Origin of the sequence: Alicyclobacillus acidoterrestris (assembly GCF_022674245.1) — a bacterium.
Taxonomy (GTDB): domain Bacteria; phylum Bacillota; class Bacilli; order Alicyclobacillales; family Alicyclobacillaceae; genus Alicyclobacillus; species Alicyclobacillus acidoterrestris.
On record NZ_CP080467.1, the window covers coordinates 1,883,059 to 1,895,948 of the forward strand.

Sequence of the window (12,890 nt, forward strand, 5' to 3'; positions counted from 1 at the left end):
TTTGCGACCTGCGCTGTACAATTCACTTCTCACAGGATGAAACTTCCGGTATACTGAATTAAAATTCACAATGGGGGATGTTTATACATGGGGCGTAATCCGCGAGTGGGCGTGATTGGTGCCACAGGGTATGCCGGGATGGAATTGGTGCGCTTGATTTTGCAACATCCATCCATGGAGTTGAGTTACTTGGCGGGCTCACGCGAGCGAGACGAGACATTCTCTGAATTGTTTGTCCACCTCGTCCACGAACAAGGGGTCCCGGTGGAAGCGTTTGATCCCGACGCATGCACTGCAGCCTGCGATTTGGCGTTTGTCGCCTTGCCGTCTGGTGAATCAGGACACGTCGCGGCGCAATTGCACGCGCGCGATTTGCGCGTGATTGATCTCTCCGGCGATTTGCGCCTTTCCCCGGAAGTCTATCAGGCCTGGTACCACAAAAAACCTGTGGACGCGGCCGTGCAAGCGGCGGCCGTTTATGGTTTGACGGAGTTTAACGGTGAGCGGGTGGCGACTGCGGATCTTGTGGCGAACCCTGGTTGCTACGCGACGGCCGCTATCTTGGCTGCGAGGCCGCTTTGCGCTGCGCCATTTGTCAATGCGTCGCAACCGCTGATCATCGACGCCAAGTCAGGAGTGACAGGCGCGGGGCGGAGTGCCAAGCCACACTTGCACTTCGCGGAACTGTCCGACGATTTCTACCCGTACAAGGTGGGGCAGCACCAACATACGCCGGAGATCGAACAGGCGCTGGATGGGCGGTTTTCGGTCTTGTTGACAACGCAATTGTTACCTGTGCGGCGGGGGATTTTCGCGAGCGTGTACGCGCAGTTGGCAGATGTTCCGTCGACTGCAGAAGTCTATCGTCTCTATCAGGAAATTTATGCAGATGCGCCGTTTGTTCACGTCTTTTCGCCGCCGCAGGTGCCACATATCAAGGCGGTGGCGGGATCGAACTATGTACACATTGGGTTCTCTGTGAACGAGTCCGCGCGCGTGCTGCAGGTGTTTTGCGCAATTGACAATTTGCAAAAGGGCGCCGCTGGGCAGGCGGTGCAAAATGCGAACCGGATGTTCGGATTCCACGAGACCGCAGGTCTGACGACGCCATCGATGTGGATGTGAGGGGGACTGGTGCGTGCGGATTGTGATGAAAATCGGCGGGGCATTGGACGGCCGTGGCCACCATGCGTTGCGAGCGGTCATTGCCGCGGCGATGCAGGACGACCACGAGTTGGTACTCGTTCACGGAGGCGGACCAGAGATTACCCGCCAATTGACCGAGGCGGGCATTGAACTGCCGTTTGTCGACGGGCTGCGCGTGACGACGCAGGAGGCGATGCCCATTGTACTGCGGGCGTTGCAGCAGTGTAATCGTGAGTTGATGCGGGCGCTTGATCCGCTTGCTGCTCATTTTGTTCCTCTGAGGGATGGTACAGCCGTGCGGGCGGGGGATTGTGGGCGGGATCGCGTTGGAGAAGTTCGCCACGTGGCGGCGGATGCGATTGTCGCAATATTAGAGGAAGGAAAGATGCCGCTGCTGCCTCCGTATGGCGTGGACGACGACGGCGAGTTTTTCAATTTGAACGCGGATACGACAGCTGCTCACGTCGCGCGCGCGGTCGCCGCCGACAAGCTGTTACTATGCACGAATGTCGCCGGTGTCTTCGCGGATTTCGAGCGCAGGAAGCAACTTTACGACGTCACGGCGTCCGACTTACGGCGGCACCTCGTGGCAGGCGACTTTTCGGCTGGCATGATTCCGAAGGTACAAGCGATGCTGTTTGCCGCCAATTGCGACATTCCCGAGGTGTGGGTCGTCGATGGTAGCGACGAGGGGAGCCTTTTGTTCGCCATCGGCCATGCGCCAACGCCAGTCAACCCCACCCGCACTCAGTATGGAACCCGCTTGGTCGCGATGCCCACAAACGCGCAGACCTCGGCGCCCGCGTACTGACGGTGGATGGGTGGCGGGGCGTCCGCAGTGCTGGTGGGGCCGGGTGCAGGGTGGCGGGGTCCGCAGTGCTGGTGGCCCTGGGTGCAGGGTGCTAGGGTCCGCAGTGATCGAGCACATAAGGCAATTTATCTACCCTATTTTCAGATATTCGGTCGTTTCAGCGAACTTAAGACACGGAAAATGCTCTATCTACTCAAAAGCTGCCCGATAGAGGCTGAAAATCGAGAAATAGTGTCGTTTTGATGTCTTATCGGCACGGATTGCCGGGGGGATGTCTTAATAAGACATCCATGCCGAAAGACCACCATGCTGTAAAAAATCCATGCTGTGGGCGTAGCCCGATAACACAAATATGGAGGTGCATCGATCACGATGAGCGCAATGACACAAATTGACCTGGCGCAAAGTAATGCACTGTTTAACAATTACGGGCCGCGGGCGTTGCGGATGGTCCGTGGCGAAGGCGTCTTTTTATACGACGATGCAGGGAAGCAATATCTCGACTTTACGGCGGGTATCGCTGTGTGCAACTTGGGGCACGCGGATAAGGGGCTCGCGGAAGTGATTGCGAAACAGGCGGGGACGCTGTTACATACGTCCAACTTGTTCCTTATCCCTGGTCAGGTGGCGTTGGCGCAAAAGTTGGCTGACTTAGCGGGATTGGCCGAGGATGCGAAAGTGATGTTTGTGAATAGTGGTACAGAGGCCAATGAAGCGGCGCTGAAATTGGTGCGTAAGTACCATGCAAGCGTCGCGGGCAAGGCGCGCACGAAGGTACTGTCGCTGCCGAATGCGTTTCACGGGCGGACGATGGGGGCGTTGTCATTAACGCCGAAGGCTGCATATCATGAGGGATTCACCCCGCTGGTGCCAGATTGTGTGACGCCGGAGACGCTTGCGGACGTGCTGACGGCGATTGATGAAGACGTCGCTGCGTGCATTGTGGAAGTCGTGCAGGGAGAGGCGGGGGTTTATCCACTTGCCACAGACTACCTGCAGGCGCTTGCCAACCGACTGCATGAGGTCGGGGCGCTATTGATTGTCGATGAAGTTCAAACAGGTGTGGGCCGCACCGGACGTTTTTTTGCTTATGAACAAGTGGGCATTCAGCCAGACGTCGTTACGTTGGCTAAGGGGCTTGGCAACGGGGTTCCAGTGGGCGCTGTCATCGCGCGCGAGTCCGTCGCGGCCGCTTTTTCTCCAGGGAGCCACGGATCTACATTTGGCGGCAATCCGCTGGCGATGGCCGCAGGCAACTACGTAGTCGACACGGTCACTGCGAAGGGATTTCTCGATGGTGTGTGTCAAGTGAGTGTAGCGCTAGAACAGGTGTTGCGGCGGTACTTTACGAACGTATCCGGGCGGGGCATGATGTGGGGATTTGACGTGGCGGATGCCAAAACCTTCGCCAAGCAGGCAGTGGAGCGTGGGCTGTTAGTGACCAAGTGCAGTCCGACGAGGATTCGGATTGTCCCTCCGCTCATTTTGCGGGAAGAGCATGTCGAGAGGTTTGAGAGCATTGTGCAAAAGCTTGCCTAACGTTGTATAAAGTTGCAAACAAAAATCCGAAGCGCGGGCTTGTGCCTGCTGCTTCGGATATGGAAGCCTGCCATGGAATTTGGGAAAAGACTCAATCATCGGGCTTCTTTGAAGGCTTGGAAAGCCTCGTAATGTTGTGTATAATATACCATGGCTACCTCATCGCAGTGGTAAAACTTCTTACAGTAAAAGCAGTCCTTCCAGACTTTATGCGGCAGACTCTCTTTGCGGATGACGTGGAAATTCAGCTTCTCGAAGAACCCCGTTTGGTACGTTAGAGACAATACTTGTGGTATACCTAGGTGCTCGGCTTCGCGAATCAGGTGTTCGACGACTTTCCGGCCTACGCCTTTTCCGTGCACGTGTGGCGCGACCGCCAGCGAGCGAATCTCGGCGAGGTCTTTCCAGAGCACGTGGAGACCAGCTACACCGATGACCTGCCCATCCTCTACGGCAACTGTGAAGCATTGCAAATGTTCACATAACGATTTGATGGTCCGTGGAAGCATGAGCCCAACGTCCGCAAACTGTTGTATAAGTTGTTGCATACTCTCGACATCCGTTGATGCCGCTTTTCGGACTTCCACGTGAGGAGCCCCCTTTCAACCTTGCATATATTTATAACATGCGATAGCATTGATATTCAATATATCGTATATTATTTCAGTCCGGGCGCATGGATTCGTCGAGAAAATTTCAATTGACGCGAGTATAGAGATAGTGTCAAACTATTTTGCAAAAAGGAGTGGCGGATGTGGACTTGAATGCGTTGTCGATGGACATACATCGTGAACATGATGCATGCGGAATTTTCTCACAAATACAGAAATCGGGGCAGCCTTCAAAAGACACGGTCCAGAACGGATTGGACGCACTCAAGGCGATGCGCCACAGGGCTGGTTATGTCGCTGGTGAAGGAGACGGATGTGGCTTACTGCTGGATATCCCTCGCGCCTTGTGGAAGGCTCGCTTCGATTCTGCGGGGCTCGACTCGACATTCGTCGACGCGCCAGGATTCTTTGTCGCACACATCTTTCTCGATTCGGAACAAAGTGAGCAGTTGCAGTCGCATGTGGATAGCGAGTTCAGCAACTGCGGCGTACGTGTGCTGATGCGAAAGACGGACGGCGCGAACCGTGAGGCGCTGGGCAAAATGGCACAGGCGGTGTGTCCGGTATTTTATCAAGTGGCCGGTCTGTTGGACGACGCAGACGATGAACTGCTTGCGAGCCTGTTTACGGCGATTGACGATATTTCGGGTGTTCATGTGGCGTCGCTATCACATCACAGCGCGGTGTACAAAGTTATTGGAAACGATGAGACGCTCTATCGCTTCTATGCCGATTTGCAACATCCGCTGTTTCGTTCGACATTTGTACTGGCACATACGCGTTATTCGACGAACACGACCACGTCGTTTCCACGCGTACAGCCGTTTTCGTCGTTGGGGCACAACGGCGAAATCAACACGATTTTGCGGTTTTACACCGAGTCGTCGATGATTGGCGTACCAGTGCGGCCGGATTTCAGCGATTCACAGATGGTGGACAGGGCGCTTTTGTCGTTCGTCTCAGAGCGTAAGTGGTCGCTGTTTGAAACAGCGGAACTCCTATTCCCACCGATTGTCCACGAAATCAAACAAATGTCGGATGAATTATCTGACTTATACATGTATTATCGATCCATTTGGGGACCGTTCGCCCAGGGTCCGGCAGGCGTGATGATGCGCCACGGCAACGCGGCCGTCTATAGCGTCGATGCGTTGGGACTGCGGCCGATGTGGCTGATTGAGACGGATAGCGCATACTGTTTCAGCTCGGAGCAAGGTATCATTCCGCAGTCAACTTGGGTGCGCGAGCCCAAGCCGCTTTCACCGGGTGAAAAGATCGGCGTGAAATGGGACGAATTTGGTGCACAGCTCTACCTGTATCACGAATTGCAGCAAGAGGTTTTAAACGCGGCAAAGCGTCGGTTCCAGTTCCGCGGGGAGCATCGCAGTTTGCATTTTGCGGCGCCATACGGACAGAAAACCGAGGTTTTGCACCCAGAGCGCGACGAAAAGCCACTTGACATTCGGACGCTCGCCTTTGGGTTTCGCGACGACGACATCAAGTTGATTGAGCAGGAGATTCAGACGGGGGCGGAACCGATTAAGTCGCTTGGCTTTGACAGTCCGCTCGCAGCGCTGTCGCAAGAGGCGACCTTATTGTCTGATTTCATGCACGAGACAGTCGCAGTCGTGACGAACCCCGCGATTGACCGCGAGCGGGAGATTGAACACTTTAGCACGCGCGCCGTTCTCGGCCGCAGGCCGTCGTTTGATGGATTGTATCAAGACGCTCCGCGTATCGAGGTACATGCGCCGGTGCTCTTGGAGGAACTCCCGAAGTCGTATGGACTGGAGTTTCAAGACATGCAGAATCTCGCGCATCGCAATGGCACCATTTGCTACGAGGACGCCCTCGCGATGTTGCATACGAGCCCGCATGGAACGGTTGAGATTCTGATTCATCGCGAGGAAGGCGAGACCATTGAAGCAGCGTTGCAGCGCTTCCAAGTAGAGGCGCTGGAGGCGGTGCAGGCCGGAGCCAACGCGATCGTGCTAGATGACCGGTTGCAGTTTAAGCGTGGGCACCATATTGATCCGTTCTTGGTGACCGCCGCCATTCACAAAGCGCTGTTGCGCCCTGCGAACAAGAGCAAAGGCGAGCACCTGCGTCGGCGTACGAGTTTGATTTTGCGCAGTGGCGGGCTTCGCAATCTCCACGACATCATGGTTGCGCTCGGGCTCGGTGCAGATGCAGTCGTCCCGTATCTGATGTGGGAGACTGCGGCAGCGAGAGGCGACATGCACGGTGTGGAAAACCTGTACAAGGCGCTGACGAAGGGCATTGAAAAGGTGATATCCACGCTGGGTATCCACGAACTTCGTGGCTATGAACGCCTGTTTAGTGCCATCGGCCTGTCGGATGAGGTGAGCCAATACCTTGGTATCCCGTCGTTCTGCGGCTCCGATGAGGCGGGGCTGACGTTCGACCGACTCGAGGCGCAGTCGGCGCTGCGCGAGGAGTGGTATGCGGCGAATGACAGGAAGTCGATTCGGCTGAATAAGTTGTTCCAACTCTATCCGCGCATCTGGAAGTCGGCGGGTTCTGTCGCACAGGGTGACGTTTCGTACGACGAATACGTCACGAAGCTCAACGCGTTCGAGGTGGATAACCCGTTGAGTCTGCGTCACGTGCTCGGTCTCGACGAGTCGCAGGAGGCAGTGGAAGGTCCGATTGACACGACGATAGATGGGCATCAGTATCCGATACTCATCAGTTCGATGTCGTTTGGTTCACAGAATGAGGTCGCTTATCGTGCGTATGCGGAAGCTGCGTACCGGCTGAATATCGTCTGCGTCAACGGAGAAGGCGGAGAGATTAAGGATTTGCTGACCAAGTATCCGCGCAACCGCGGACGTCAGATTGCTTCTGGTCGCTTCGGTGTCAATGCCGACTTGTGTAACGGCGCCTATGTGCTCGAAATCAAGATTGGGCAAGGGGCGAAGCCTGGTGAGGGGGGGCACTTGCCGGGATCGAAAGTGACCGTTCAAGTCGCAAACGCGCGGAATGCGACACCGGGTGTTGATCTCATCTCTCCTTCGAATAATCACGATATCTATTCGATTGAGGACTTGGCCCAGGTCATATACGAACTGAAGGAAATCAACCCGTTTGCAAAAGTGTCGGTCAAGGTGCCTGTTGTTCCGAATATCGGTACTATCGCTGTCGGTGTCGCGAAGGCCGGTGCTGATGTCATTACGTTGTCTGGGTTTGACGGCGGTACGGGTGCGGCGAGAGCGCACGCCATCCGGCACGTGGGCTTGCCGATGGAGATTGGCGTCAAAGCGGCGCACGAGGCACTGTGTGAAGCGGGACTGCGCGATGTTATCGAAATTTGGGCGGATGGCGGCATGAAATCCGGCTTTGATGTGATGAAAGCTATCTTGTTGGGCGCGAACCGCGCGGGCTTTGGCACGATGGCGATGGTCGCTATCGGCTGTACGTCTTGTCGCGCCTGTCACAAAGACACGTGTCACGTCGGGATTGCCACGCAGATGCAGGACATGGAAGAGGCTGCGGCCAAAGGGCTCAAAGCGTTCGCACCGCGTGAATTCGAAATGGCGACGCAGCAACTCGTCACGTTCTTCGATGCGGTTGGTAAGCATGTCGCGCAGTTGACGGCGAAGCTTGGCGCCAACCGGACGCAGGATTTGGTTGGACGAAGCGATTTGCTCGTGCAATTGCAGGAAGAGACGCGGGTGGATACGACGTGGTTGCGGGCGGTCAACGAGGTTCATCTCGGCCGTGGAACAAGGGTTCGGCAGCGGTCATTTGAGGAAGCGTACGGAGATGTTCTCCAGGAAATTCACGCGTATGCTGCGGCGACGGGCACGGATGGTGTCGCTGTACACGGCGCGACGGCGGGTGTGTCGACGCAAATTCAAGCTGTGCCGCGCGCACTTGGCATTCGCGAGAGCGGCGACGCCATTCGCAGCGGGCGTACGGGCGAACCTCGCCATATTGTGCATGACGGTGTCGCGGGGGCTGGCTTTGCCGCTTACCACACGGTTGGAATGACGAGCATCGCGTACGGTGGCGCTCAGGATGGCGTCGGCAAGGCGTCGTTTGGCGGCAAGATTCTCGTCTTCAAGCGCAGATGTGCGGATGGTCAATGGCGCGGCGGATCCGTCGGCAAAGGGCTGGCGTACGGAGCGGGTCATGGGCTGTTCATCGTGCAGGGAGATGCGGACGCGCGTGCGGGCATTCGCCTCTCTGGGGCCGACGTCATTATTGGTGGCGAAGTCACGGAACCGGTGCGCGATGATTTCGCGAGCATCGCGACTCGCGCGAACATGAAAGGTTTCGCGTTTGAGTACATGACTGGCGGTCGAGCTGTCGTCATGGGGGATCCGGGTCCGTGGATTTGCTCCGGGATGACGGGAGGCCGTGTCTACCTTCGGTATCAGCCAGAGCTTGGATTGGATGAAGCGGCATTCCGCCGGCGGATTGCCAAGGGAGCGAAGGTCGCTATCCGGTTTGTGGATGCGACGGGCGAGAAGGATTTGATTGAGCTGCTGGGCACCTATCAGCGGGAACTGCGCAAGCACGGTCAGCCGGAGGCCGCGAAACGACTACAGCCTTTGATTGACCATCCTGGCATGCATTTTATGATGATTGAGCCAGCTCACGAGATCACAGATCAGGATATTGCAACAGAATAACGATCAAGGTGTACCAAGGCGCCGAACCCCCATCCATAAGGGTTCGGCGCTTTTTTGTGGAGGTTTTTAAAATTTTATGCATAAGGAATCATACAAGCATTTGATAACTATACATACTCGTGTATAATAATTCATATGAAATAGAGCGAACCAGGTTAGCTGGGCGTATAGAAGGGAGTTTTACGGCGTGGCGATATCGGAAGCAGCCAGTGAAATTGGGCGGGGGTCTTCGGCGATTGTGCCGTTGGGATCGAATTATTTATCCGTCCGCCTTCAAAATGCACTCTGGGAGGCACACCAGACGCTTGCCGGTCGGGATCTCTTGCACTTTAGCGATTTGACAGAGCGCGAGTTGGAGCAACTCCTTCGCTTGTCACAGGTGCTGAAGGAGGCACAGAAGACGCATTTTACGCATCGGCTGCTAGCCGGTAAGACAATTGGCCTAATTTTTGATAAATCGTCCACGCGTACGCGTGTTTCGTTCGAAGTCGGGATGTTGCAACTTGGGGGACACGCGCTGTTTTTACCGGGCAACCAACTGCAAACCGGACGTGGAGAGCCGATTTCCGACACGGCGCAGGTGATGTCCCGCTACGTCGATGGCGTGATGATTCGAACGTTCCGGCAGGCGGACGTCGAGACATTTGCCGAGTACGCAACGGTGCCGGTCATCAACGGATTGACCGATGAGTTTCACCCGTGTCAGCTACTGGCGGATGCGTTGACGATTCTCGAGCACATGGGCGGTTTACGCGGTGTGACCGTGGCGTATGTCGGAGACGGAAACAACCTCGCCAATTCGTGGTTACAAGTTGCTCCGAAACTTGGCATGAATATTCGGGTGGCCACACCACCTGGTTATAAACCGCTGGCGCACGTCGTGGAGGAGGCCAAATTCCACGCGGTACACAATCATACGCAGGTACTGGTTACCACAGACCCCATGCGGGCCGTCGATGGTGCGGATGTGATCTACACCGACACTTGGGTGAGTATGGGTGACGAGGCGGAGGCCCAGGTGCGGTTACCTCAATTTGAGAGGTACCAAGTGAACGAGGAATTGTGCAAATTGGCGAAACCGGATCATATCTTCATGCACTGTCTGCCGGCACATCGCGGCGAAGAAGTATCTGAAGAGGTTATCGATGGGGAACACTCTGTCATTTTTGATCAAGCTGAAAATCGTTTGCATGCACAAAAGGCGATTATGGCCGCATTGATGGCGGACGCTGGCGCATTTGGGGAGGATTTGTGATGAAGGAAAAACTCGTATTGGCATACTCAGGCGGCTTGGATACCTCGGTGTCCATCCCGTGGATTAAAGATCACTATGGATATGATGTTATCGCGATGTGCGTCGACGTCGGTGAGGGCAAGGACTTGGATACGGTCCAAAACAAGGCTGTGAAGGTCGGCGCGATAAAATCTTATAAGATTGACGCCAAATCGCGTTTTGCAAAGGAGTTTATCGCACCTGCACTCAAGGCGAACGCATTGTACGAGGGCAAGTATCCGCTGGCATCCGCGCTGTCGCGTCCGTTGATTGCGCAATTGCTCGTCGAGGTGGCCGCGGCGGAAGGGGCGGTCGCCGTGGCGCATGGATGCACGGGTAAAGGGAACGACCAGGTTCGTTTCGAGGTCTCCATCAACGCATTGGCACCAGGGGTCAAAGTGGTCGCGCCGGTGCGCGAGTGGGGATTCACGCGCGACGAGGAAATTCGCTATGCGCATGAGCACGGTGTGCCCATTCCAGTAAATCTTGACAACCCGTTCAGCATCGACGCCAACCTGTGGGGGCGGGCGATTGAATGCGGTGTACTGGAAGATCCGTGGCAAGCAGCGCCGGAGGAGGTGTTTGAATGGACGGTTGCGCCAGAGGCCGCACCGGATACAGCTGAGACGGTTGTCATTGGGTTTGAGCAGGGGGTACCCGTTTCGCTGGACGGCCAGCCGCTGGAACTCGCACAGCTCATTGCTCAGTTGAATGAGATCTGTGGGAAGCATGGGGTGGGCCGGATCGATCACGTCGAAAACCGCCTCGTCGGCATCAAATCGCGCGAGGTGTACGAGTCCCCGGCGGCACGCGTCTTGATTATGGCGCATCAGGAGTTAGAGCACCTGACGCTGACGCGGGAAGTGCTGCAGTACAAGATGGGGCTGGAGCTTGAATATAGCAAGCTTATTTATAACGGCCTGTGGTTCTCGCCGCTGAAGTCTGCGTTTGACGCGTTTATCGACGCGACGCAAACGCACGTCACGGGTGAGGTGCGCGTGAAGTTGTTCAAGGGTACCGCGCAGGTGACGGGCAGACAGTCTGCGAACTCGCTGTACCGCCACGACTTGGCGACATACACGACGGGTGACAGTTTTGACCACATGGCGGCGGTTGGGTTCATCTCGCTGTGGGGATTACCGACGACGGTTCATGCGACCTTGCACAATCAGCAAGCGGGCACGCCGAAACTCGATGGCTTGGGCGTCTCCGTCGTAGCATCCGATGTAGCAGAGGGGACTGTGGTATGAAGCTTTGGGGCGGGCGATTCGCCGAAGATACCGATGAACTGGTGTTGAAGTACACCGCTTCTATTTCCTTTGACGAGCGCCTTTGGCCGTACGACATCAAAGGTTCCATCGCGCATGCGCGCATGCTGGCGCAATGCGGAATTATCAGCCCTGCTGAGGGGCGTCAGATCATTGAGGGATTGGAAAACTTGGCCGAGGACATCGCGGCCGGAGAGGTCACCTTTTCGCTCGATGACGAGGACATTCATATGAACATTGAGCGACTGTTAACCGAACGCATTGGTGCCGTTGCAGGGAAATTGCACACGGGTCGCAGCCGCAACGACCAAGTCGCACTCGATATGCACATGTTTGTTCGCGACGCCGTGAGTACGGTGGCGGACGCCGTGAAGGAATTACAGACTGCGCTCGTGCGTCAGGCAGAAAATCACATGGATGTCATCATCCCAGGTTTCACTCACCTGCAACGCGCGCAGCCGATTCTCCTGTCGCATCATTTGCTCGCGTACGTCTGGATGCTGGAGCGGGATAAATCACGGTTGTCCTTTGTCGCAGACGAGGTGGACCGCATGCCGCTCGGAGCAGGGGCGTTAGCGGGGACGACGTTCCCGATTGACCGAAAACAGGTCGCGAATGAACTGGAATTCTCGTCACTCTATGAGAATTCACTGGACGCGGTGTCGGACAGGGATTACTTACTCGACTTCCTCTTTGCCATTTCGACGATTATGACGCATTTGTCGCGATTGTCGGAGGAACTCATCTTGTGGTCGACGGAGGAGTTCGGCTGGATTGAGTTGGCGGATGAATTCGCGACAGGGTCAAGCATGATGCCGCAGAAGAAGAATCCGGACGTGCCAGAACTCGTCCGCGGCAAGTCCGGACGGGTGTTTGGTCATCTCATGGGAATGTTTACGGTGCTCAAAGGATTGCCGCTTGCGTACAACAAGGATCTCCAGGAGGACAAGGAGGGCGTGTTCGACGCCATAGACACGGTCATTCCCGCCCTCAAATTGATGGCGGGCAGCATTTCGACCATGCGCATTCGCGAGGGCCGTTTGGCAGACGCCTTAGCCTGCGACTTTTCGAATGCGACCGATCTCGCCGACTACCTCGTCCGCAAGGGCATCCCGTTCCGCCAGGCGCATGCGATTGTGGGGCAATTGGTCCAATTGGCCATTTTGCAGGGCACCAACCTGAATGGACTCGATTTGGGCACCATGCAGGCAGCGGCGAGTGTCATCGAGTCCGACGTCTACGAACTGTTGCAACCGGAGACAGTGGTCGCGGCTCGTCAGTCTCGTGGTGGCACAGCGCCGACAGCCGTGCAATTGCAACTGGCGCTTGCGAAAGAGCAGTGTGGGCTGGAATGAGGGGAACTGTGGCGCGGGCGGGCCCTGCCGCCCCCATTCCATCTCACCTTCCCCCTAGGAGAACCGCCGATTTATCCTCCACTGGGAAGCGAATCGCTTCGAATCTATCTATGTAATCGATTGCATTGAGTTTTGCGACAATTTTCCCTTCACCAATTCCTGTGAACTGCGGTATGATAAGCGAAATGAATTTTACAGCGATGATAGAAAAGCGGATGCAGGGGCGCGC

8 protein-coding genes are annotated in these 12,890 nt (G+C 56.0%); 7 read left to right on the forward strand and 1 reads right to left on the reverse strand.

The genetic code is table 11. From position 1 onward, the window contains the following. Window positions 1-87: 87 nt before the first annotated feature. The 3 genes from argC (at window position 88) to K1I37_RS08855 (ending at window position 3,496) form a co-directional block, all read left to right on the forward strand. Window positions 88-1,125, forward strand: coding sequence for an N-acetyl-gamma-glutamyl-phosphate reductase (gene argC / locus K1I37_RS08845; RefSeq protein ID WP_021298484.1), 1,038 nt, complete (start codon window positions 88-90; stop codon window positions 1,123-1,125). 13 nt (window positions 1,126-1,138) lie between these two features. Beyond that, a complete protein-coding gene (locus K1I37_RS08850; protein WP_021298483.1) occupies window positions 1,139-1,957 on the forward strand; it encodes an amino acid kinase family protein in 819 nt (272 codons plus the stop codon). 372 nt (window positions 1,958-2,329) lie between these two features. Next, window positions 2,330-3,496: an aspartate aminotransferase family protein gene (locus K1I37_RS08855; RefSeq protein WP_021298482.1), complete on the forward strand. Its 1,167-nt coding sequence runs from the start codon at window positions 2,330-2,332 to the stop codon at window positions 3,494-3,496. Window positions 3,497-3,591: 95 nt separating this feature from the next. Here K1I37_RS08855 and K1I37_RS08860 read toward each other — a convergent pair whose 3' ends face one another. Then, window positions 3,592-4,083, reverse strand: coding sequence for an N-acetyltransferase (locus K1I37_RS08860; RefSeq protein ID WP_021298481.1), 492 nt, complete (start codon window positions 4,081-4,083; stop codon window positions 3,592-3,594). Between the two features lie 188 nt (window positions 4,084-4,271). On the opposite strand from K1I37_RS08860, the gene K1I37_RS08865 reads away from it, so the two are divergent. The 4 genes from K1I37_RS08865 (at window position 4,272) to argH (ending at window position 12,661) form a co-directional block, all read left to right on the forward strand. Beyond that, a complete protein-coding gene (locus tag K1I37_RS08865) occupies window positions 4,272-8,765 on the forward strand; it encodes a glutamate synthase-related protein (protein ID WP_051189660.1) in 4,494 nt (1,497 codons plus the stop codon). Between the two features lie 187 nt (window positions 8,766-8,952). After that, window positions 8,953-10,020: an ornithine carbamoyltransferase gene (gene argF / locus K1I37_RS08870; protein ID WP_021298479.1), complete on the forward strand. Its 1,068-nt coding sequence runs from the start codon at window positions 8,953-8,955 to the stop codon at window positions 10,018-10,020. Next, on the forward strand, window positions 10,020-11,288 hold the full coding sequence (locus K1I37_RS08875; protein WP_021298478.1) for an argininosuccinate synthase: 1,269 nt from the start codon (window positions 10,020-10,022) through the stop codon (window positions 11,286-11,288). Before argF ends, K1I37_RS08875 begins: the two co-directional genes overlap by 1 nt. Next, window positions 11,285-12,661, forward strand: coding sequence for an argininosuccinate lyase (argH, locus tag K1I37_RS08880; protein WP_021298477.1), 1,377 nt, complete (start codon window positions 11,285-11,287; stop codon window positions 12,659-12,661). Before K1I37_RS08875 ends, argH begins: the two co-directional genes overlap by 4 nt. The last annotated feature ends 229 nt before the right edge of the window (window positions 12,662-12,890 follow it).

Bases quoted from the DNA above. Each gene is read 5' to 3' on its own strand.
- argC (WP_021298484.1), top strand. From the start codon at position 88: ATGGGGCGTAATCCGCGAGTGGGCGTGATTGGTGCCACAGGGTATGCC.
- K1I37_RS08855 (WP_021298482.1), top strand. From the start codon at position 2,330: ATGAGCGCAATGACACAAATTGACCTGGCGCAAAGTAATGCACTGTTT.
- K1I37_RS08865 (WP_051189660.1), top strand. From the start codon at position 4,272: ATGGACATACATCGTGAACATGATGCATGCGGAATTTTCTCACAAATA.
- K1I37_RS08875 (WP_021298478.1), top strand. From the start codon at position 10,020: ATGAAGGAAAAACTCGTATTGGCATACTCAGGCGGCTTGGATACCTCG.
- argH (WP_021298477.1), top strand. From the start codon at position 11,285: ATGAAGCTTTGGGGCGGGCGATTCGCCGAAGATACCGATGAACTGGTG.